Source organism: Marinobacter sediminicola, assembly GCF_031157525.1.
Classification (GTDB): Bacteria; Pseudomonadota; Gammaproteobacteria; order Pseudomonadales; family Oleiphilaceae; genus Marinobacter; species Marinobacter sediminicola.
On sequence record NZ_JAVIXR010000001.1, the window covers coordinates 503,085 to 524,878 of the forward strand.

Consider the following 21,794-nt stretch of genomic DNA (forward strand, 5'->3'; position numbering starts at 1 on the left):
TATAAACCGCTGCGTTGCGGGGTAACATGGCAATGAATGTTCGATGTGCTGAACTTCTATTCAATCTTCTCGCTTCAGGGACATAATGAGCAGACTAATCCGTAGCCGTTGGCAGCGCTGGATCAACCGTCGAATTCCGCGCTCCGACGTGCAGCGATTCACCCAGAAAAATCTTTTCATCTTACCCACGGCGGCTGGCGTGGTATTCGGCGTGCTGTTGCTGATTATGCTGCTTACCGCCATTAATTATCAGAACAGTCTGATTTATCTGGTTACTTTTCTCCTCGGGACCGTGTTTGTGGGTGCCATGCACCAAACCCACCGAAACCTGTCTGGTCTGGAGCTTACCTTGGTTCAAGCGGGGGAGGGATTTGCTGGGGATGACATTATCTTTCGATTACGGGCCGCTGCCAGTAAAGACGACGCCATAGCCATTACGCTTTCGGATGGCGACACACAGGTAAGCTTGGGCCATGTGCCTTCCCGGCAGTCTGCAGACGTGGCTTTGCCGGTGGGTTCGGCCTTCCGGGGTTACCTGCGGCCGGACAGCATTCGAATTGAAACCCGTTTCCCCTTTGGTTTACTCAAGGCCTGGTCCTGGATGAGGCCGGTTTCAGCGGGTGTTGTGTTTCCCAGGCCGGTTGCCGCTCCCGATGTTGCTAGCGCCGTAGATGATGGCGATCAAACGTCAAGCACCCGTTCGCCCGAGGGTAATGATCATGCGGAATTACGGCCTTGGCGTGAGGGGGATATGAGCCAACGCGTTATGTGGAAACGATTTGCACGCAGCGGCCAGATGGTGGTGGCTGATTGGGAAGCCGATAAGGGCAGCCCCCATTGGTTGGATTTTAATGCGTTTTCCGGCACTGACCACGAACTACGGCTCAGTTACTTGTCCTGGCTCGTGATTGAGCGCGGCAAGAGTGGGGCACGCTTTGGTTTGAACCTGCCGGGGCAAGTTATAGAGCCAGATTCTGGCCAAGCCCATGCAACCCGTTGCCTTCGGGCGCTGGCGGTTTGGGGTGAAGAAAAACCAAGGGATATGCTCAGAGCGGCCCACGGAACACGCAGCAATACAGATTCGGGTGGGAAAGCGATGGCAGGGGCCAGAACATGAGTTTTTGGAGCCGGTCGACGCCAGAGCCTGAAAAACAGAGCGACAGCCTGCCATCCCAGGCGCTGCTCTGGTTGATGGCGAGTTTTGCGTTATTGCTAACGCCTCAGATTGATCGCCTGCCCCTGTGGCTAATCCTTGTGTGCGTCGCGCTTGCCGGCTGGCGATGGCTCGCCCAGCAGGGCCGTGTGCGTTTACCTGGGCGCTGGTTGCGAACCGGGATTATGTTAGCGCTGATTGCGGTTTACCTGGTGCGAGTCCAAGGAAGCTTTACCGTGGATACGGCGGCATCGTTCTTTGTATTGACCGTTGGTTTGAAATGGCTGGAAACCCGCAGCGCCCGTGACTTCTACGTGCTGTTTTATATTCTGGTGTACCTGGCCACAGTAAACTTCCTGTTTCATCAGGAAATTCATTGGGCGCTGGTAAACATCGGTTCCATCGCCTTACTGTTGATTGGGTTGCAGGTGCTTAATGCGCCGGATTTACCTGGAGGAATAAAAGCGGGGTGGCGCAGGCTGGCAAGCATGTTACTGAAAGTGCTGCCAGTTGTTGTGTTGTTGTTTGTGTTCTTCCCGCGCATGGAGCCGCTTTGGAGTGTGCCATTGGTGTCTGGTCAAGCCCGTAGTGGAATCAGCGACACCATGCGACCGGGAGATATTTCAAACCTTGCGCAAAGCAGTGCGCGGGCGTTCCGGGTGACCTTTGGTGGTCCCATTCCCGCACACCGAGACAGATATTGGCGTGGATTGATCCTCGATACCCTCGATAATGGCACTTGGCGCCAGAGTGGCTACGAGCCTTTCCGTCGACCGGGGCGGGTTGATGTTGACGGCGGGATTGGAGCGATGGAACCCGGGCAGTACGATGTATTAATGGAGCCAACCGATAAGCGCTGGGCGTTTGCACTCGAAAATTCCGTAGCAGTTTCAGACAACGTAGTTAAAGAGGCCGATGATCTGTTTCGCTTCCGCCGGCCTGCAGATAGCGCAGTTCGTTACAGATTGGCGTTGAACGATTCCACAGAGCAGGTTAGCGAAGATCTAAAACCCGGCGACGCGCGTCGCTATTTGCAGTTGCCCGCATCGGGAAACCCGAGAGCCCGTGAATTGGCAGCGAAGCTGAGGCAATCCACGGATGATATGGGTGTTATCCGCACGCTGTTGAACCGGTTTCGGGAGCAGCCCTACTTCTATACCTTGCGCCCACCCAGAATGCCGAGCGACGGAATAGACAGTCTGCTTTTTGATGAAATGCGCGGGTTCTGCGCCCATTACGCGGGAGCCACCACATTTGTGCTGCGCTCGGCCGGAATTCCGGCAAGGGTTGTGGTCGGGTATCAGGGTGGCGAAAGCGGGGCGGGTAATGAGTACCTGGTTGTGCGCCAATACGATGCCCACGCATGGGTTGAAGCCTGGGTTGAAGGTGAGGGTTGGATTCGCCTTGATCCCACGGCTGCTATCTCGCCAAGCAGAATCGAATCTGGCTTGCGGGAAGCGGTGGCCGACGAAGGGTCCTTCCTTGAAAACAACTGGGCATCTGCACAGCGGTATGGGAATGTGGCTGCAATAAGATGGATGAGCCAACAGCTTGATCGAGTGAATTATCAATGGCAGCGCTGGGTGGTGGGTTATCAGGGTCAAAGCCAATTGAACCTCATGTCCCGTTTGCCCGGTGGGTTCGGTATGAAAGAGTTAGGCTACCTCACCGCCGGTATTGTCGGCGTAGGCCTCTTGATAGCAGGCCTGATACCGGCCTTGCAAATACGCAGAGGGCGCAGCAAGGACCGCTATACTCGATTGCTGGATGGTTGGTATCAGCTGTGCGGGCGTGCAGGGGTGCCGGTAAGAAGTGGCGAAACCCCGGCCACTCTGGCTTCAAGGCTGGCGGCGGCTGAGCCTGCGGTAGCCGAATCGGCACGTCTTTTTGCCCGGATGGTGAACAGCCATTACTATAGTGCTGCATCGGCTCCTGGTTCTGGCAACGGCGATAACGGCCAGCACCAAGATGATGAGCTGAGGCGTTTGCGCCGATTGCTGAGTACTATGAAGCGGCAGCTTCGCAGGGCCGGCAAAGCTCAGCCGAAAATACCAAGCTCCAATGCCCATTCAGGAAAACACAGTGACTGATATTGCTCTAGAAATGCCGTGGCTGGAGAAACCCTGGCAGATGATTCAACGACTTCTGTCTGAGGGCCGGCTTCCCCATGCGTTGTTGGTTACTGGTGAGTGTGGTGTAGGCAAGCGAGCTTGGGCCGATGCGGTTTCCGGCTTGTTACTATGTTCCGCGCCTTCGCTCAAGGAGGGCGATGCGCCGGTTGCCTGTGGTGAGTGCCGTCAGTGCCAACTTCTTTCGGCATCCAGTCACCCGGATGTACGGGTGTTTTCGCCGGAAAAATCCCGGATGATACGAATTGAACAGATAAGGTCGCTATCGGCGTTCGCCGTGTCGTCACCGCAAGTGGCTGGTCGCAAGATTGCGGTGATTGATCGAGCCGATCAGCTCAACATAAATTCTGCCAATGCGTTACTGAAAACCCTTGAAGAGCCGGTGCCAGACTTCGTGCTTATACTTTTGCAGGAAAGCGGCCGGCCTGTATTACCTACTATTCGCTCCCGGTGCCAGGTGTTGTCTATTCCACTGCCGTCGACGGAGCAGGCTGATCAGTGGCTTGCCACCAAAGTGACGCATTTAGAAGGCGACAAAAAACCATCTGCGGAGCTTCTGGCCAAGTCGCTGATGCTGGCGGGTAACGCGCCCCGGTTGGCGTTGGAATATGCAACAGGTGAGTTTCCCGGGCTACGGGATGACGCATTCGACAAGTTCCGTCAGTTCATGAGAGGCCAGGTGGCAGTGGCGGAAGCCGCCAAAGCGTTCAAGGCGCTTGGGCTGGAAGATATGCTGTGGTTATTTGAAGGCTGGGCCGCCGATTTGGCCCGACTGTGTGCAGGGGGTAAAGCCAGCGACCACGAAGCCGGAGAAATGATCGGGTTCCTGGCCAGCAACAACCCGGCCTGGCGCGCCCATGAGCTGCTGGACATGGTTCGAGAGGCTCGCACGGCGGGGGTCTACAATGTAAGCCCCGAGCTTGAGGCTAGCCGGTTGCTGATTGCCTGGCGCGACCTCATGCCCACAAAGCGCCGAGCGTCCTGATTACGCTTTTCGTTAGAACTCCTGCTATCATCGGGCAATATAAAGAGTTTTTATTTAATCTTAAAATAATCAATTTCAGAAGGTGTCAGATATGGGGCCCGGATTCGGCGCACGCAGCGGCATTCTTACCCTGACGATCAAGGATAAAGCGGTTTTATACGCCGCCTATATGCCATACATTCGCCAGGGCGGTCTGTTTATACCTACGCAAAAGCAATATCAGCTTGGCGACGAAGTGTTCTTGTTGCTGAACCTGATGGATGAGCCAGAGAAGTTGCCGGTTGCCGGTAAGGTTATCTGGATTACGCCAAAAGGCGCGCAGGGTAATCGAGCGGCCGGTATTGGCGTTCAGTTTAACGGTGATGATGAAAGTGCCAAAACCAAGATTGAATCCTATCTTGCCGGTTCTCTGAGCTCTGATCGCCCAACACATACAATGTGAGGGGCTTTACACAGATGAATGACCTTGCCTTAACGCCGAACGCTCAAGGCAGCGAGCCTGTTGTGCGCGAGATGGTGTGGCCACTGCAGCACATCACGCTTGCGGGCCTGAACTGGTGCAAATCTCCACAGTCTGCTGAGCCCGCTAACCCACCCATTATATTGCTCCATGGATGGCTGGATAACAGCCTGACTTTTTCCCGGCTAGCACCAGAGTTGGCGCAGCAGTCGGCGTTGTACGCGGTGGATATGGCGGGCCACGGTCATTCCGGGCACCGCCCCCCAGGGCAAAGCTACCAATTGATGGATTACGTGGCAGACCTTGCCGAGTTGATAGAAACGCATTTCAGTGGCTTGGATCAGCTCGACATTGTTGGCCACTCATTAGGCGGTATTGTGGGTGCGCTCTATGCAGCTGCGTTTCCTGACAGGGTGCGCAAGCTGGTCATGATCGACAGCCTTGGCGCATTGAGCCATCCGGCAGCCGAAACCATTCCACAGCTACGAAAATCCATTAAAAAGCGGATCGCCGGATCTGGCCGCCCAGCGATCTATGCTGATATTGCCGCTGCAGCTAAAGTTCGTGAAGGTGGGTTTAGCCCCTTGAGCCATGAAGCAGCACTGGCTTTGATCTCCCGTAACGTGAAGCCTGAGGAAGAAGGATACGGTTGGCGAACCGATGCTCGTTTGCGGCACCCTTCGCCATTGATGATGACCGAGGAGCAGGTAGTGGCTTCTTTGAAGGCCGTTAAAGCGCCTACTCTGTTTGTGAGGGCCAAGGAAGGACTGCTGACCACGCGAAAAGGGCTTGATAGTCGTGCGGAAGCGATATCGGATCTGAAAATGGTTGATGTGCCTGGAGGACATCATTGTCACCTTGATGGAGATACCCGTCCGGTTGCCGATGCTGTCAGACATTTTCTTGAGAACGAGTGATACCTTGTCAAAGAATCTTGTACTTAGCTTTTTGGTTTCAGCGTTGCTATCAGCAGGCTCCGGTTTTACCGCTGCGGCCTTGCCTGGCGAAGCACCGCAGCCATTTACCCAATCAGTGCTGGAGGTGACCACCCGGATCGACTCAACTGGCCACCTTGTGTTGTTTAGTCCTGTGCGCGAGGTTAACAACGAGATTCGCTCTGAAACTATGGCCCGGTTGCCAGTTTCCGGGGAGGGACGTCTTTATCAAATTTCCCGGGATGCCAATCGTCGAGAGGCTCTGGAACATTACCTTGGGCAGCTTAACGAGCGTGGCGCGCAAATTTTATTCGAGTGTTCCGGCATTCGCTGCGGCCGAAGTAATGTGTGGGCAAACCAGATATTCAATCAGTCTGTACTTTATGGCCGTGACGGCACCCAGGATTACCTGGTTGCAGGTGTGGTCACCGAGGATGGCTCCCGGTGGCTGACCTCTGTTTACGCTGTTACCCGGGGCAACCTCAGGGAGTATGTTTGGGTGGAACACCTGAAGGTTGCCGCTGGCGCGGTTGTTCCTGGCCTTGGTTCGGTTACAAGCCGGGTTGAGGGGCCTGTGATTGTGCCTTGGCAGGGTGGTGTTACATACCGATTTAACTGGCAGGCTACGGATCGTCGTAAGGTCAGTGAACTTGCCCGAACTGAAGGTGCAAAAGTGGTGCTCGTGGGATACTCCGAGCTCGGTGAGAGTGAATCGTTCAGTGCTTCCATGGAGCGTGCCCGCAGGGCTGTCGAATCGCTTTCCGAAGTGCTCGCTAAAACAGGCGTTTCGAGGCAGCAGCAGGAGTTGGTTATTGTTGGGCCATCTGTAGTTGTATCTGATCCGGCTCGCCAGGGGGATCGGGTTGAAGTAATGGTTATAGCTCGCTAATTGGAATGAGGTAGTAACGTGCCGGATAACCCTGTAACCAAGGTTCCCGATAGCTCAGACATATCGACCACCAACTCAAACGTTAGTGACGAAAACAAAGCTCCGGAGAGTAAGCGCCAAACGGTTGCCCTCACGCTGGGCAGTGGTGGCGCCCGTGGTTATGCCCATATTGGTGCCATCGAAATTCTGGCGGAGCGCGGCTACAACATTGTGGCTATTTCTGGTTGCTCCATGGGTGCCCTGGTTGGCGGAATGTACGCTGCCGGCAAGATGCAGGACTATAAAGACTGGGTGACCGGGCTGGGCCAGTTTGATGTGCTCAAGTTGCTCGACTTGACCTTCAATGCCGTTGGCGCGATTCGGGGTGAAAAGATTTTTTCAATCGTTCGGGAAATGCTGGGCGATACCCGTATCGAAAATCTGCCGCTGCACTACACCGCTGTCGCCACTGATTTGCTGGCACACAAGGAAATCTGGTTTCAGGAGGGCCCGCTGGATAGGGCAATCCGGGCTTCCGTTGCTATTCCAAGCGTTGTCACGCCCCTTGTTCTTGACGGCCGTGTGCTGGTCGATGGCGCTTTGCTGAACCCACTACCCATTATGCCGACTATTTCCGCTCACGCGGATCTGGTTGTGGCGGTGAATCTCAGTGGTGAAAATGACCGCCACCACCGTATTCCCGACGCTGCCTTTAGCGGATATCAGGGTGGCATTGGAGGTGATGGCCCTGATGCCATGGCGGATACTTTCCGCGACAAAGCCTCTCGTTGGCTTGACTGGGATTCCCTGAGATCCCTTGGTGGTGGGAAAGCCAGTGCGAGCGAGCATGAGAGCCCGGAAGAAAAAATCCACAAACAAGTGGAAAAAGAGCGTAGCAAGAAGAACGAGAGGAAGCAGCAGGAAGAGCACGAAACGATCAACTGGGATAAGTTGGGTATCGGCAAGTTTGATGTGATGAACCTGACTATCGAAACCATGCAAAGTGCGTTGGTACAGTACAAGCTTGCGGGCTATCCGCCTGATTTGTTGGTGAATGTTCCCAAAAATGCCTGCCGGACCTACGACTTCCACAAAGCCCCTGAGCTGATTCAGTTAGGACGCGAGTGCATGGCTGCAGCTTTGGATCGTTTTGAAGAGAACCGGAGCAGCTCTGGGCCATTGTCAGTTTAAGCTAATGGCATGGTGGCAATACCATGGCTGCAGTAGAGCATTGAAACAGCGTATAATCCGCGCTGAATCCGACCTGACAGGAAACAGTGTTTGTGACCAGCCCGATTGAAGACCTTCACACCGTTCGCGATTACCTTCGCTACGCCTCTTCGCAGTTTGCAGCTGCGCCGGTTTTTTTCGGCCATGGCACAGACAACGTATGGGATGAAGCCGTGCATCTGGTAATGCGCAGCCTTTACTTGCCGCTGGAAAACAACACCCTGTTTATGGATGCGCGGCTGACCCGGGATGAGCGCCAGCTTGTGCTTGAGCGCATTCGACGCCGTATTGATGAACGCGTTCCCCTTGCTTACCTTTTGCGCGAAGCCTGGTTTATGGGGATGCCATTTCATGTGGATGAACGTGTGTTGGTGCCGCGCTCTCCCATTGGAGAGTTGATTGAAAACGGTTTCCAGCCATGGCTGGGAACCAAACCGGTTGAGCGGATTCTTGATCTTTGCACCGGAAGCGGTTGTATTGGTATCGGTGCGGCAACGGTATTCGAAGAAGCCACCGTGGATTTATCGGATATATCACCAGACGCTTTAGCGGTTGCCGAATCGAATATAGAATTCCATGAGCTGCAAGACCGAGTGCGTACTGTGCAGTCAGATGTGTTCGCGAATATAAGCGGGCGGTACGATATTATTGTGAGCAATCCACCCTATGTTGATGCGGAAGATATGGGTGACATGCCCGACGAGTTTCACCATGAGCCCGTATTGGGGCTTGCTGCCGGTGATGATGGGCTGGATATTGCGCACCGTATTATTGCCGGAGCAGCAGAGCATCTTACGCCCGGCGGCTTGCTGATCGTCGAGGTAGGGAACAGCTGGGTGGCGCTGGATGAGGCTTATCCGGAACTCCCGTTTACCTGGCTGGAGTTCAGCAATGGCGGCGACGGTGTCTTTGCGATTACGGAGCAAGACCTCCGCCAATGGCAGAGTAAAGGTTAAACCAAATTATTCAAATACCCTAATAAGATATTGAATTATGTCAGGAAATACTTTCGGAAAACTCTTTACCGTTACCACCTTTGGTGAAAGCCACGGGGCTGCATTGGGCTGTATTATCGATGGTTGCCCTCCCGGGCTGGAATTGTCGGAAGCGGATATGCAGGCGGATCTGGATCGGCGCAAGCCGGGCACGTCCCGACATACAACCCAGCGCCGTGAGGCTGATGAGGTTCGTATTCTGTCTGGTGTGTTTGAGGGTAAAACCACCGGTACGCCGATCGGGCTGATTATCGAGAATACCGATCAGCGCTCGAAAGATTACTCCAAGATTTCTGAGCAGTTCCGGCCGGCACATGCTGATTACACCTATGCCCACAAATACGGCATTCGGGACTATCGTGGTGGTGGTCGTTCTTCAGCCCGTGAAACCGCTATGCGAGTTGCAGCTGGCGCGGTTGCCCGGAAGTTTTTGCAGGAGCGCCTGGGTATCCGTATTCGCGGGTATTTGTCTGAGCTTGGTCCGGTTCGTGCGGAGAAGCTTGATTGGGATCAGGTGCACCAAAACCCGTTTTTCTGTCCCGACGCCGATAAGGTGCCGGAGATGGAAGCCTATATGGATGCGCTCCGTAAGGAAGGGGATTCCATTGGCGCGCGCATTAATGTTGTAGCTGAGGGTGTGCCTCCCGGTTTGGGCGAGCCGGTTTTTGATCGTTTGGATGCAGATTTGGCCCACGCGCTGATGAGTATCAATGCGGTGAAAGGTGTAGAAATTGGTGCAGGTTTTGGGTGTATCACTCAAAAAGGTACTGAGCACCGGGATGAGATGACGCCCGAGGGCTTTTTGTCCAATGAGGCTGGCGGTGTACTTGGGGGCATTTCTTCGGGGCAGCCGATTCTGGCCAGCATTGCGCTGAAGCCCACATCGAGTTTGCGTTTGCCGGGGCGTAGTATTGATGTGCATGGCAATCCGGTGGAGGTTATTACCACCGGGCGTCACGATCCTTGTGTGGGTATTCGAGCTACGCCGATTGCGGAGGCTATGATGGCCATTGTATTGATGGATCATTACTTGCGCCATCGTGGTCAAAATGGTGATGTTGTTGTTAAAACTCCGGTTATTGGGCAGCTCTGACCTTTCCGGCTTTTGGTTAAAGTGCGGACGCTCGGGCAGGCTTTTGCCATGGCAATTGCCATTGTTATCACTGTGGGAGGGCTTCACGCGCCGCCTGAGCCTCATTCCGGGTGATCCTCTTCTTGCAGAACTATCCCCAGCAGTGCCTTGGCTGCGTTACCGGGTTGTCGATCAGTTAAGCCTATGCCGCCAAGTACCCGGCTAACAGGTTGTTTAACGTTGAGTACTTTAAGGCTTTCGTCGACCATTCGTAGTGGTAGTACGCTCCATCCCAGGCCAACGCTGGTCATCATCTTCAGGGTTTCAAGATAGTTCGTGGGCATTTGTGGCTGCAAAGGGAGGTTTTTCTCCAAAAATAGCCGGCTGACAGTGCGGTAGGTTGATGTGGCTGTGTCCGGTAATAATGCTGGGTGTTTTGCCAGGTCGGCGAGCTTTGGTTGAGCCACTTTGGAAAGGGGGTGGTCGACGCCAGCCACAAAGGCCATTGGGTCGCCCCACTGCGCATATACCTTGAAGTTTGGGAGCATGCTGTCGCTCAGAGTGACGAAGGCCAGGTCAGCATTTCGTTTACGCATTTGTTCGTAGGCTGCATCGGATTCCATAAATTGCAGGTTTATGGTTATCTGAGGATATTCGCGTTTGAATCGCCTTAACCATTTCGGTAGGTGGTGAAGGCCTATGTGATGGCTGGCGATAATCTGTAGTTCACCTTCAAGCAAACCCGACTCCGGTGACAACGCAATGCGTGCATTGTGAATTTCATCGAGAATCTTGCGGGCATGGGGTAAAAGCCGGCTTCCTGAATCAGTCAGACGGATTTGACGATGACTGCGATCGATCAGGGATGTGCCTAGTTGGTTTTCCAAAGCGGCAAGTCGCTTGCTGATTGCAGGCTGGGTCAGGTGGAGTCGCTCGGCAGCCTCAGAGAAAGAACCTTGGTCAACAATGGTAAGGAAAGCTTTTAGCGCGTTTGAGTCCATGTTTGGTATTCCTTATGTGCTTTCCTTGAAAGGCTACTATATAGCCATTTGGAATGCGATGAATGCCAAACATGAATTGCGGTTATCTGAGCGTGGGCGGTATGATGGTATCAATATCGCAAATGCCTTATATGGGGCAGCATTAATAACTGTACCTCCTGAGAGTGAGAGAAAATCATGGCGGGCAAGACCTTATACGACAAATTGTGGGACGACCATGTGGTCAAGCAGCGTGAAGACGGTTCTGCGCTGATTTACATTGATCGTCAATTGCTGCACGAGGTGACATCGCCTCAGGCTTTTGAGGGGCTGCGCCTGGCTAATCGCAAGCCTTGGCGTATCGACGCTAACCTGGCAACGCCAGATCACAACGTTCCTACTACTGATCGTGCCAAGGGCATTGAAGGGATTGTTGATCCGGTTTCCCGTATCCAGGTAGAAACTCTGGGCAAGAACTGCGATGAGTTCGGGATTCTTGAATTCAAGATCATGGATCAGCGCCAGGGTATTGTTCACGTTATCGGGCCTGAGCAGGGCGCAACCTTACCTGGTATGACCATAGTATGCGGTGACTCCCATACCTCTACCCATGGTGCATTCGGTTGCCTTGCTCACGGAATTGGTACCTCCGAGGTTGAGCATGTACTGGCAACCCAGTGCCTGGTGCAGCAGAAAATGAAGAACATGCTGGTGAAGGTCAACGGCACACTTGGCAAGGGTGTAACTGCCAAGGATGTTGTGCTGGCTATCATTGGCAAGATTGGTACTGCTGGCGGAACGGGTCACGCCATCGAGTTTGGCGGTGAAGCGATTCAGAATATGAGCATGGAAGGCCGTATGACCGTCTGCAATATGGCTATTGAAGCCGGTGCTCGCGTTGGGATGGTTGCCGTTGATGGCACGACGATCGACTACGTAAAAGGTCGGCCTTTTGCACCAACCGGCGAAGCCTGGGATGCAGCCGTAAAATACTGGCGTACCCTGCACAGCGATCTGGATGCGAAGTTCGATAAGATTGTTGAGTTGGATGGTTCTGAGATTATGCCGCAAGTTAGCTGGGGTACCTCCCCGGAGATGGTGGCTGATGTTACGGGCAATGTGCCAGACCCCGCCAAAGAAGAAGACCCTATCAAGCGCGAAGGCATTGAGCGTGCTTTGAAGTATATGGGGCTGGAAGCAAATCAGGCGATTACCGATATCAAACTCGACAGAGTATTTATCGGTTCTTGCACCAACAGCCGAATTGAAGACTTGCGTGAGGCGGCGGCAGTCGTTAAAGGCCGTAAGGTTTCAGCAAGCCTTAAGCAGGCCATGGTTGTTCCTGGTTCTGGTTTGGTAAAAGCTCAAGCAGAAGAAGAGGGTTTGGATCGCATATTCCTGGAAGCCGGGCTTGAGTGGCGCGACCCGGGTTGTTCCATGTGTCTGGCTATGAACGCCGACAAACTGGGGCAGGGTGAGCACTGTGCGTCTACGTCTAACCGTAACTTTGAAGGCCGACAGGGCTTTGGTGGGCGTACCCATTTGGTGAGCCCGGCGATGGCAGCGGCTGCTGCAATAACCGGTCATTTTGTTGATGTTCGCGAACTGCTGAACTGAGCCACAGGAGAGAACTGAACCATGCGCGCATTTACGCAACACCAGGGCCTTGTGGCCCCCATGGACCGTTCCAATGTGGATACGGACATGATTATTCCCAAGCAGTTTTTGAAATCCATCAAGCGCACGGGCTTTGGCCCGAATCTGTTTGATGAGCTGCGCTATCTTGACGAAGGTAAGCCGGATCAAGACAGCTCTCAGCGCCCGCTGAATCCGGATTTTGTGCTTAACCAGCCCCGTTACAAGGGTGCAAGTGTTTTGTTGGCTCGCAGCAATTTCGGTTGCGGGTCGAGTCGTGAGCACGCTCCCTGGGCGCTTGATGATTATGGATTTCGAGTTATTATCGCTCCAAGTTTTGCAGATATTTTTTACAATAATTGCTTTAAGAATGGCTTGTTACCAATTGTTCTTGAAGAAAAAATTGTGGATCAGTTGTTTGAAGAGGCTGAGGTTTCGGAAGGCTATCAATTGACTGTGGATCTGGAGGCAAAAACAGTGATCACGCCATCTGGCGAATCCTTCGGCTTTGATGTGGATGATTTCCGCCGTCATTGTTTGTTGAATGGGCTGGATGATATTGGGGTGACGCTGGAAGATGCAGAACTGATCAAGTCATACGAAAATCAGCGCCGCAAAACGGCACCCTGGTTGTTCGGTGCTGGCCAGTAAAGGCTCTCAGGTTTACTGCGTAAAAGCTGAAGCTCGTAACAGTCCGGGTGCGTAGTACCACACCCGGCAATTTTTAATTCGCCGGCCTGGTCAAGGACGGCTTATCAAGATTTGGAAGCGCATCATGTCCAGAACAGTACTTCTTTTGCCGGGTGACGGCATAGGCCCGGAAATTGTTACAGAGGCAGAAAAGATCCTGCGTGCTATCAATGAAAAGTTTGACCTTAAGCTAACGTTTGAGACAGGCCTCGTTGGAGGGGCGGCTCTGGACGAAGAAGATAATCCGTTACCGGATGAGACTCTTGAGAAGGCGCGTAAGGCTGACGCCATCTTGTTGGGCGCAGTTGGCGGCCCCAAGTGGGATGCGCTTCCAATGGCCAAGCGGCCCGAGAAGGGCCTGCTGGGTTTGCGTTCCAACCTGAAGCTGTTTGCCAATCTGCGGCCAGCTATTCTTTACCCTCAGTTGGCGTCCGCATCCTCTCTCAAGCCTGAGGTGGTTTCGGGTCTGGATATCATGATTGTGCGTGAGCTTACTGGTGGTATTTACTTCGGTCAGCCACGCGGTGTGCGCCAGCTAGAGAGTGGCGAGCGCCAGGGCTACAACACCTACGCCTATACCGAGACCGAGATTCGCCGTATTGGCCGTGTTGCATTCGAAGCAGCGCAGCAGCGAGGCAAAAAGCTGTGTTCAGTCGATAAAGCCAACGTGCTTGAAGTGACCGTGCTTTGGCGCGAAATTATGAATGAGCTTCAGAGCGAATACCCAGATGTTGAACTGTCCCACATGTACGTGGACAACGCAGCCATGCAGCTGGTTCGTGCACCCAAGCAGTTCGACGTGATTGTGACTGGTAACATGTTTGGTGATATTCTTTCAGATGAAGCAGCCATGCTGACTGGCTCCATTGGTATGTTGCCATCGGCATCGCTGAACTCCGAAAAGCAAGGCATGTACGAGCCTTGCCATGGTTCTGCGCCGGACATTGCCGGTAAAGGCATTGCCAATCCGTTGGCAACGATTATCAGTGCCGCAATGATGTTGCGGTACAGTCTGGATGAAGAACCGGCAGCAGCGGCAATTGAAGCGGCTGTACATAAGGTGTTGGACCAGGGGCTGCGTACAGCCGATATTATGTCGGAAGGCGGAAGCCGGGTTTCAACCCGTGAAATGGGTGATGCGGTACTGGCAGCCCTGTAAATTACGATCATCCCCGACAGCAACACGATGCGGTTGCTGCGGGAACATTCATCCTGTCCCCGCCAGCGATATAGGCTGAGGGCGGGCATAAAGCGAGGTTCAAAGATCGCACATGAAGCGAGTTGGACTTGTAGGTTGGCGCGGTATGGTGGGCTCTGTCCTCATGCAGCGCATGCGCGAAGAAAATGATTTTGCTGATATCGATCCGGTATTTTTCACCACCTCTCAAGCTGGTCAGCCAGCTCCGAATGTGGGCAAGGAGGGTGTGCCTCCCTTGCAGGATGCGTTTGATATCGAAACCCTCAAAACTCTGGATGTGATCCTCACTTGTCAGGGTGGCGACTACACCGGTGCGGTCTATCAGAAGCTGCGTGATGCAGGCTGGGAAGGCTACTGGATTGATGCTGCTTCCACGCTGCGTATGGCAGACCATTCTGTCATTGTGCTGGATCCGGTAAACCGCAACGTTATTGACGATGCGTTAAAGCTCGGTGTTAAGGATTATATCGGGGGCAACTGCACAGTGAGCCTGATGATGCTTGCGCTTGGCGGTCTGCTCGAACAGGATCTGATTGAATGGGTTTCCCCCATGACCTATCAGGCTGCTTCTGGCTCCGGTGCTCAGAATATGCGTGAATTGCTTAACCAGATGGGTGAGCTCAACCGCAGTGTGGGTGATGAGCTTGCAAGCCCATCTTCCGCGATTCTGGATATTGACCGCAAGATCACTGATGCCATGCGCTCAGATACGTTTCCTACTGAGCATTTTCAGGTGCCCTTGGCGGGCAGCTTGATACCGTTTATCGATAAGCAGCTTGATAACGGCATGAGCAAGGAAGAGTGGAAAGCAGGGGTAGAGACCAATAAAATTCTTGGTCGGACAGATAACCCGATTCCTATTGATGGCATTTGCGTACGGATTGGAGCCATGCGCTCTCACAGTCAGGCGCTAACCATCAAGCTCAAGAAAAATCTGTCGGTTTCGGAAATTGAATCAATTCTGGCGAAGGCTAACGACTGGGTTAAAGTAATTCCCAACGAGCGTGATGCAAGCGTTACGGAACTGACGCCTGCAAAGGTGACCGGTACTCTGAGCATACCCATTGGTCGAATCCGTAAATTGGCCATGGGTCCGGAGTATATTTCTGCGTTTACAGTAGGCGATCAACTGTTGTGGGGTGCCGCTGAGCCCTTGCGCCGCATGTTGCGAATCCTTCAGGAACGTTAAGAATTGTTACACAGAGGCAATAAATGCCAACTGTGTCCGGTTTCAGGAAGCCGGTTAGGGGGCGGAGGCTGATTTCAGGCTCCGCCCCTGTTATTTTCAGGGCTAATAGAGAGTTCCGTGCAACTGATAAATATTTGGTGCAAGGATTGCGGCTGATTGATTGATAAAAGAGGCTTTATCAACAATACTTGCCGGACTAAGAACTGAAAACGCGACATATTAATCGGGAATTATCCAGACGGAAGTCACCCTACCTCGTCCGGTTCTGTTTAAAAAAACAGTCGCGGATAACGGAGACTTGAAAGGAAAAAGCATGAAGGTACGCAAGCTTGCGGTTGCATTGGCGTTGGCAGGAGGACTCGGATCTGGCGTCGCTCAAGCCCTGGGACTGGGTGAGATTGAACTTCAGTCCTATCTGAATGAGCCAATGGATGCGGAAATTGTTCTGCCACAAAGCCGGGGCGTTGATCCCGGAGATGTGTTTGTGAACATCGCTCCAGAAAGGGCATATCAGAGACTGGGTCTGCAACGGGGCCAATTTGTTGGCAAGCTCCGTTTTAATGTAGCTACGAGCCCTGATGGCAGCCTGGTTGTGAATGTATCCTCCCGGGAGCCGTTGAGAGAGCCGTACCTCAATTTTCTGCTGGAACTGACCTGGCCTAATGGTCGGATCATGCGTGAGTACGCAGTTCTTGTGGATCCCCCAGTTTTTGCCGAAGATTCCGGCGTTGCAGAACAAGTAAGAACACCTTCTGCACAATCTCGTCCCGCTGCTGCGGGACGCAGTGCTGAGTCAGTTCGGCGTCAAGCCAGGGTAGAGCAGCCCCGAAGCAGTGGGTATGGTTCAGGCACATTTGGGCCCACAGGCCCTGCTGATACGCTCTGGACGATCGCAGCTACCGTTCGCCCCGATAACAGCCTGTCCATGCAGCAGGTAATGTTGGCGTTACAGGATCTGAACCCCGACGCGTTTATTGGTAACAATATCAACCGACTCAAGCGGGGCCAGGTTCTTCGTGTTCCAACAGCGGATCAAATCCGCAATCGCAGTCGTGCTGAGGCAACCCGTGCGGTGGCTCAGCAGAATCAGGAGTTCCAGCAGCCTAAGCGCACCGTTGACGCAACAGTTGCCCAGCAGTCTGCTGCGGGCGTTGCTGGAGCAGGTCAGGCTGGTGGAGATGAGCTCAAATTGCTGGTTGCCGACGATGAAGGTAATCGCAGCCAGGTTGATGGCGGTTCTGCGGGTGGTGATGGCCAGCTTGCCGGAGGTGTCGATGCAGGTTCTGCCGTAGTCATGGAGCAGCTCGAAAGCACGCGCCGTGAGAACGACGAGCTTAATACCCGTGTTGACGACCTTCAAGACCAGGTGCAAACCCTTCAGCGTCTGCTAGAACTAAAAAATACTCAGCTTGCAGAAATGCAGCAAGGTGCAGCTGCTGGCGACGCCACGGTTGAAGCTGAAACAGCACCAGTGGCTGATACAGCTGGAGTTGATGCGACTGCTGTTGAGAGTGGCACCGCACCCGAACAAGGTGAAACGGCAGCAGAACCTGAGCAAGGTGAAACTGCAGAAGACGCCGCTGAAACTGAGCTGGCTGGTGAGGCTGGTCAAGAACAATCAGCAGCTGAAACTGACCCTGCCGGCATGGAAGGGGCGGCAGGCCAGGCTGAGACCTCAGGTGAGACCACAGGTGAGACAGAAGCGACGGAAATCACTTCTGATTCCGAGCCGACTGGGGATGTGGCTGAGGTTGGCCAGGAAGCAGATGTCGCCGGCAGTGAAGCAATGCCTGTCACTGGCGAACCGTCAGAGCAGCCAGCCCAGCCAGCAGAGACAGACGCTGCTGAAGCCAAGCCCCAGCCAAAACCTGCACCCGTTGTTGAAAAGGGCTTTCCCGGAAATATCATCGATGCCATCACTGGCAATACGGTGTATCAGATTGCCCTTGGTGGCGGCCTGATTCTGTTGCTTCTGCTTCTTCTGCTTCTTGCGCGACGCAGTGCAAACAGAGAGAAGGCATTTTACGAGCAGCTGAACAATGACCCTGAGGGGCCCGAAGATACCTTTGATCTGACCCTGGACGATGAAGAGCCTGTTCAGAGCGAAGTTGCCAGCGATGCTCTTGAAGAGGCTGACACCTACGTAGCTTACGGTCGCTACGATCAGGCAGCACAGGTTCTGGAAGCCGCGATTTCCAAAGAGCCAAGCCGCACAGATCTGCGTTTGAAGCTTCTTGAAGTGTATGCCGACAACCGGGATCGCGAATCCTTCGAAAAGCAGTTTGGTGAAATTCAAACGCTGGACGATGACGAGGCTTTGGCCCGAGCGAACGAGCTAAGCGCTCGCCTTGAAGAGGCTGAGTCAATGCCTAGCATTGATGATCTTGAATCCCAGCTTCGTTCCGACTCCTTCGGTGAAGAACTCGAGACGCCAGCACCTCTTTCCGATGAGCTTTTGTCCGATCAGGCTGAGTCAGCCCGCGAGGAACAGGTTGAAAACGAATTCGGTGATTTCGACGCCGATCTTGCTGACTTCGATCTCGATACGCTGGACACCGAAGAAAAGAATAAATCCGACGACCCGATCGAATACGATTTGTCAGGGCTTGAGTTACCCAAAGCCGATGAGGAAGAGTCAGGCGTTGCGGAGGAGAGTGACTTTTCTTCTCTTGAGATAGATCTGGACGATTCCGATGAATCTCCAGAGGAAGCTCTGGATGAACTTGACGAACTGGGCGATTCCACAGATCTGGAACTTGATGATGCTCTCGAATCCGATTTCAAAATAGAGCCTGAAACCGCTGTTGAGTCGGAAGTGGACGCGGAATCGGATGTCGAAAGCCTGGATCTTGATTCCCTCGATGAAAGCTTCCTGGACGAACTGGATGCCGAGCTCGACAAAGTCGCCGGTGAAGATGATGAACTGGCTGGCGATGAGTTGGAAGAATCGACGCTTGATGATCTTGAACTGGATGTATCGGATGAAGACCTTGCCTTGATGGGAGAGTTCTCCGATGCGGCTGAGAGCGACAGCGACAGTCTGGAAGGTGATGAACTCTCATTGGATGATGAGTTGTCTCTCGATGATGAACTCGGGCTTGAGGATGCGCTGGAGTCAGAAGCTGACGATAGCCTTCTCGATGAAGATCTGCCTATCGCTTCCGAAGAAGTTCGGGATACCGTTGTAACGCCACCGCTTTCCGAGATTAACGAAGACGATCTTGGTGACGATGATGACTTCGACTTCCTCGCTGGAACGGATGAGGCCGCTACCAAGCTTGACTTGGCAAGAGCTTACATCGAGATGGGTGACAGTGATGGAGCCCGTGATATTCTCGAAGAGGTTGCACTTGAGGGGAATGACGAGCAGAAAGCTGAAGCTCAGGACTTGCTTAAAAATCTGTCCTGATCCGTTATAATCGGATTATTGAGGCAGCAAGCGCCGGCCGCCGGGGATTCTCCTGGCACTCAGCCGGCGCTTTGTTTTTACAGCAACATACTTTCCGGATTCACACTTGTTTCTTTACCCTCAGGAACTCACAGCGGACAATGCGATTGGCGGCGGGCGGGTTGCCTTGGCTTTCGAGTACGATGGCCGAAGTTTTCACGGCTGGCAGTTGCAAAAATCCGGAGTGCGCTCGGTTGAAGCCGAACTTACCAAAGCCGTTGCCAAGGTGGCAAACCACCCCGTAAACCTTGTCTGCGCCGGCCGTACTGATACGGGGGTGCACGCAAGCTATCAGGTCGTGCATTTTGAGACGCCTTCTGTTCGTAACCTCCGTTCCTGGGTTATGGGCATTAATACTGCATTACCGTTTGATATTGCTGTGCACTGGGCTGGAAACGCCTGCGAGGACTTTCATGCGCGCTTTTCCGCCGTGTACAGGCGTTATCGCTACGTTATATACAACAGCCCGGTACGCCCCGGTATTCAACGCGGGCAGGTGAGCTGGACCTTTCGGGAACTGGACGCGGAGCGAATGCACGAAGCGGCTCAGGCGCTGGTGGGGGAACATGATTTCTCCTCATTCCGTGCTGCAGGTTGCCAATCACGAACCCCGATTCGCTTTCTTGAGCAGATAAAAGTAACCCGCAAAGCAAACTTCGTCGTAATAGATGTGCAGGCCAATGCGTTTCTTCACCACATGGTTCGGAATATCGCAGGGGCTCTTATGGCGGTAGGTACCGGAAAGCAGTCGTTGTCCTGGATTCATGACATACTGCTTGCGAAGGATCGCACCTTGGCCGGAGTAACCGCACCGCCTCACGGCTTGTATCTGGTTGATGTTGGCTACCCTGACAATTTTGAAATACCGCAGGCGGAATGCGGTCCGGGGTTTGTCCGGCCTTGGTTTAGCAAAGCGGATAACTATCCGGTGCAACCAACGCACATTCACCCAAAGCAGAAGCCGGTGCAAATACCATGAATACCCGAGTGAAAATTTGCGGTCTGACCCGTGCTGAGGATGTTTTGGCAGCGGTCTCCAAAGGTGCGGACGCAATTGGGTTCGTGTTTTACGAGCCGAGCCCTCGTGCTGTTACGATTGAGCAGGCTGAGGTGCTTGCCCGTTATGTTCCCGCCTTTGTGTCCGTCGTCGGACTGTTTGTTAACCCACAAGAAGAGCAGGTCAGAGAGGTACTGAGCCGTGTACCTTTGGATTTGTTGCAATTTCATGGGGATGAAACCTCGGAGTTTTGCGAGCAGTTTGATCGACGCTGGGTCAAGGCAATTAGGGTTCAGCGGGCCGGGCAAATCGAGCAGGCTTTTAACGATTACAGGCGTGCCTCCGGGCTTCTGGTCGACGCCTGGGACCCTGATCGCTATGGCGGCACCGGCCACTCATTTAATTGGGATCTGATTCCGCTCGAGCGTGCTTTACCTCTCATATTGGCCGGTGGCTTGTCATCTGATAACGTGTCTGGCGCCGTAGAGAAGGTGAGGCCTTGGGCTGTTGATGTCAGCGGTGGTGTTGAAAAGAGCAAAGGCATCAAAGACATCGAAAAAATCACTGAGTTTATTAGAGAGGTTCACCGTGTCTGTAAAACTGACTGAAGAAATGCTGACGGCACTACCGGATGCGCGAGGACACTTCGGCGCCTTTGGCGGACGATTTGTTTCCGAGACGCTGATGGATTCTTTGATGACGCTTGAACGGGAATACTTGCGGCTCAAGAACGATCCTGAGTTCCAGTCCACGTTTGATAAAGATCTTGCAGACTATGTTGGTCGTCCCAGCCCTTTGTACTTTGCTGAGAGACTGACCCGGGAAACCGGTGGTGCACAAATCTGGCTAAAGCGGGAAGACCTGAATCACACCGGCGCCCACAAAGTAAATAACACGATTGGTCAGGCCTTGCTCGCCAGTTTCCTTGGTAAAAAGCGGATCATCGCAGAAACCGGAGCAGGGCAGCACGGGGTTGCTACAGCTACGGTTTGCGCTCGTTTGGGGCTGGAGTGTCATGTATTCATGGGTGCCGACGACGTTCAGCGTCAGTCACTTAACGTGTACCGCATGAAACTTCTTGGTGCACAGGTCCACGCGGTTCAGAGCGGTAGCCGTACACTTAAAGACGCCATGAACGACGCCATGCGTGACTGGGTTACCAATGTTGAAGATACTTTCTACATTATCGGTACCGTAGCTGGGCCTCATCCTTACCCTTTGTTGGTGCGTGATTTCCAGTCGGTCATCGGGCGTGAAACCCGCCGTCAATCTCTTGAAAAAACAGGCAAGCTGCCGGATGCGCTGGTGGCCTGTGTGGGTGGGGGTTCCAACGCGATTGGTATGTTCTACCCGTTCCTGACCGATGAATCTGTACAGCTTTATGGCGTAGAAGCCGGCGGCCATGGCATTGAAACCGGTGAGCACGCGGCTCCCTTGTGTGCTGGCCGCCCTGGAGTGCTTCATGGTAACCGCACCTACTTGATGGAAGATGATGACGGGCAAATAGCCAGCACCCATTCCGTCAGTGCCGGGCTGGATTACCCCGGAGTAGGGCCAGAGCACAGCTGGTTGAAGGATATCGGGCGGGCCAATTATGTGTCGGTAACCGATGAAGAGGCGCTCGAAGCGTTTCGCATGTTGACTCTCGTTGAAGGTATTATGCCGGCACTGGAATCGGCTCACGCCGTGGCTTATGCAGTCAAGCTTGCAGCCACAATGGACAAAGACCAGATGGTGGTAATTAACGTCTCCGGCCGCGGCGACAAAGACATCCATACCGTTGCCCAGCTAGATGGTATTGAACTGTAAATATTGGTCTGATTAATCGAC

At 53.6% G+C, this 21,794-nt stretch carries 18 protein-coding genes; 17 read left to right on the forward strand and 1 reads right to left on the reverse strand.

From position 1 onward, the window contains the following. The first annotated feature begins 85 nt into the window (after positions 1–85). The 9 genes from RG807_RS02220 (at position 86) to aroC (ending at position 9,848) form a co-directional block, all read left to right on the forward strand. Entirely contained in the window at positions 86–1,117 is a 1,032-nt protein-coding gene (locus RG807_RS02220; protein WP_309043394.1) for a DUF58 domain-containing protein, read from the forward strand. Then, positions 1,114–3,243: a transglutaminase TgpA family protein gene (locus RG807_RS02225; protein ID WP_309043395.1), complete on the forward strand. Its 2,130-nt coding sequence runs from the start codon at positions 1,114–1,116 to the stop codon at positions 3,241–3,243. The genes RG807_RS02220 and RG807_RS02225 overlap by 4 nt, the downstream gene beginning before the upstream one ends. Next, complete coding sequence (holB, locus tag RG807_RS02230; RefSeq protein WP_309043396.1) at positions 3,236–4,267, forward strand: DNA polymerase III subunit delta'; 1,032 nt, start codon at positions 3,236–3,238, stop codon at positions 4,265–4,267. Before RG807_RS02225 ends, holB begins: the two co-directional genes overlap by 8 nt. Positions 4,268–4,358: 91 nt before the next feature. Then, positions 4,359–4,709, forward strand: a complete 351-nt coding sequence (locus RG807_RS02235; RefSeq protein ID WP_200200787.1) for a PilZ domain-containing protein — start codon at positions 4,359–4,361, stop codon at positions 4,707–4,709. Positions 4,710–4,723: 14 nt separating this feature from the next. Next, a complete protein-coding gene (locus RG807_RS02240; RefSeq protein WP_309043397.1) occupies positions 4,724–5,644 on the forward strand; it encodes an alpha/beta fold hydrolase in 921 nt (306 codons plus the stop codon). A 4-nt stretch (positions 5,645–5,648) separates the two neighbouring features. Then, positions 5,649–6,551, forward strand: coding sequence for a DUF4892 domain-containing protein (locus RG807_RS02245; protein WP_435404647.1), 903 nt, complete (start codon positions 5,649–5,651; stop codon positions 6,549–6,551). A gap of 60 nt (positions 6,552–6,611) precedes the next feature. Then, entirely contained in the window at positions 6,612–7,721 is a 1,110-nt protein-coding gene (locus RG807_RS02250) for a patatin-like phospholipase family protein (protein ID WP_435404650.1), read from the forward strand. 92 nt (positions 7,722–7,813) lie between these two features. After that, positions 7,814–8,716 carry a 50S ribosomal protein L3 N(5)-glutamine methyltransferase gene (gene prmB, locus RG807_RS02255; RefSeq protein ID WP_309043399.1) on the forward strand — a complete coding sequence of 301 codons (903 nt, stop codon included), beginning with the start codon at positions 7,814–7,816 and terminating at the stop codon, positions 8,714–8,716. Positions 8,717–8,753: 37 nt separating this feature from the next. After that, complete coding sequence (aroC, locus tag RG807_RS02260) at positions 8,754–9,848, forward strand: chorismate synthase (protein ID WP_309043400.1); 1,095 nt, start codon at positions 8,754–8,756, stop codon at positions 9,846–9,848. Positions 9,849–9,949: 101 nt separating this feature from the next. Here aroC and RG807_RS02265 read toward each other — a convergent pair whose 3' ends face one another. Beyond that, a complete protein-coding gene (locus RG807_RS02265) occupies positions 9,950–10,828 on the reverse strand; it encodes a LysR family transcriptional regulator (protein ID WP_309043401.1) in 879 nt (292 codons plus the stop codon). Between the two features lie 177 nt (positions 10,829–11,005). Here RG807_RS02265 and leuC point away from each other — a divergent pair, with 177 nt between their 5' ends. The 8 genes from leuC (at position 11,006) to trpB (ending at position 21,773) form a co-directional block, all read left to right on the forward strand. After that, complete coding sequence (gene leuC / locus RG807_RS02270; protein WP_309043402.1) at positions 11,006–12,424, forward strand: 3-isopropylmalate dehydratase large subunit; 1,419 nt, start codon at positions 11,006–11,008, stop codon at positions 12,422–12,424. 21 nt (positions 12,425–12,445) lie between these two features. Continuing rightward, positions 12,446–13,093 (forward strand): 3-isopropylmalate dehydratase small subunit, encoded by a 648-nt coding sequence (gene leuD, locus RG807_RS02275; protein ID WP_309043403.1) that lies wholly within the window; start codon positions 12,446–12,448, stop codon positions 13,091–13,093. A 124-nt stretch (positions 13,094–13,217) separates the two neighbouring features. Beyond that, the gene (gene leuB / locus RG807_RS02280) at positions 13,218–14,291 is read left to right on the forward strand and encodes a 3-isopropylmalate dehydrogenase (RefSeq protein WP_309043404.1); all 1,074 of its coding nucleotides are present in this window, start codon (positions 13,218–13,220) and stop codon (positions 14,289–14,291) included. Positions 14,292–14,403: 112 nt separating this feature from the next. Continuing rightward, entirely contained in the window at positions 14,404–15,519 is a 1,116-nt protein-coding gene (gene asd / locus RG807_RS02285; RefSeq protein ID WP_309043405.1) for an aspartate-semialdehyde dehydrogenase, read from the forward strand. A gap of 313 nt (positions 15,520–15,832) precedes the next feature. After that, the gene (locus RG807_RS02290; RefSeq protein ID WP_309043406.1) at positions 15,833–18,928 is read left to right on the forward strand and encodes a FimV/HubP family polar landmark protein; all 3,096 of its coding nucleotides are present in this window, start codon (positions 15,833–15,835) and stop codon (positions 18,926–18,928) included. Between the two features lie 106 nt (positions 18,929–19,034). Then, a complete protein-coding gene (truA, locus tag RG807_RS02295) occupies positions 19,035–19,946 on the forward strand; it encodes a tRNA pseudouridine(38-40) synthase TruA (protein ID WP_309043407.1) in 912 nt (303 codons plus the stop codon). Further along, positions 19,943–20,572, forward strand: a complete 630-nt coding sequence (locus RG807_RS02300) for a phosphoribosylanthranilate isomerase (RefSeq protein ID WP_309043408.1) — start codon at positions 19,943–19,945, stop codon at positions 20,570–20,572. Before truA ends, RG807_RS02300 begins: the two co-directional genes overlap by 4 nt. 4 nt (positions 20,573–20,576) lie before the next feature. Continuing rightward, on the forward strand, positions 20,577–21,773 hold the full coding sequence (trpB, locus tag RG807_RS02305; RefSeq protein WP_309043486.1) for a tryptophan synthase subunit beta: 1,197 nt from the start codon (positions 20,577–20,579) through the stop codon (positions 21,771–21,773). Positions 21,774–21,794 lie beyond the last annotated feature (21 nt).

Coding starts and splice junctions, on each gene's coding strand:
- RG807_RS02235 (WP_200200787.1), top strand. CDS start 4,359: ATGGGGCCCGGATTCGGCGCACGCAGCGGCATTCTTACCCTGACGATC.
- trpB (WP_309043486.1), top strand. CDS start 20,577: ATGCTGACGGCACTACCGGATGCGCGAGGACACTTCGGCGCCTTTGGC.
- aroC (WP_309043400.1), top strand. CDS start 8,754: ATGTCAGGAAATACTTTCGGAAAACTCTTTACCGTTACCACCTTTGGT.
- leuB (WP_309043404.1), top strand. CDS start 13,218: ATGTCCAGAACAGTACTTCTTTTGCCGGGTGACGGCATAGGCCCGGAA.
- leuD (WP_309043403.1), top strand. CDS start 12,446: ATGCGCGCATTTACGCAACACCAGGGCCTTGTGGCCCCCATGGACCGT.
- RG807_RS02290 (WP_309043406.1), top strand. CDS start 15,833: ATGAAGGTACGCAAGCTTGCGGTTGCATTGGCGTTGGCAGGAGGACTC.
- RG807_RS02300 (WP_309043408.1), top strand. CDS start 19,943: ATGAATACCCGAGTGAAAATTTGCGGTCTGACCCGTGCTGAGGATGTT.
- RG807_RS02220 (WP_309043394.1), top strand. CDS start 86: ATGAGCAGACTAATCCGTAGCCGTTGGCAGCGCTGGATCAACCGTCGA.
- asd (WP_309043405.1), top strand. CDS start 14,404: ATGAAGCGAGTTGGACTTGTAGGTTGGCGCGGTATGGTGGGCTCTGTC.
- RG807_RS02265 (WP_309043401.1), bottom strand. CDS start 10,828: ATGGACTCAAACGCGCTAAAAGCTTTCCTTACCATTGTTGACCAAGGT.
- leuC (WP_309043402.1), top strand. CDS start 11,006: ATGGCGGGCAAGACCTTATACGACAAATTGTGGGACGACCATGTGGTC.
- RG807_RS02225 (WP_309043395.1), top strand. CDS start 1,114: ATGAGTTTTTGGAGCCGGTCGACGCCAGAGCCTGAAAAACAGAGCGAC.
- RG807_RS02240 (WP_309043397.1), top strand. CDS start 4,724: ATGAATGACCTTGCCTTAACGCCGAACGCTCAAGGCAGCGAGCCTGTT.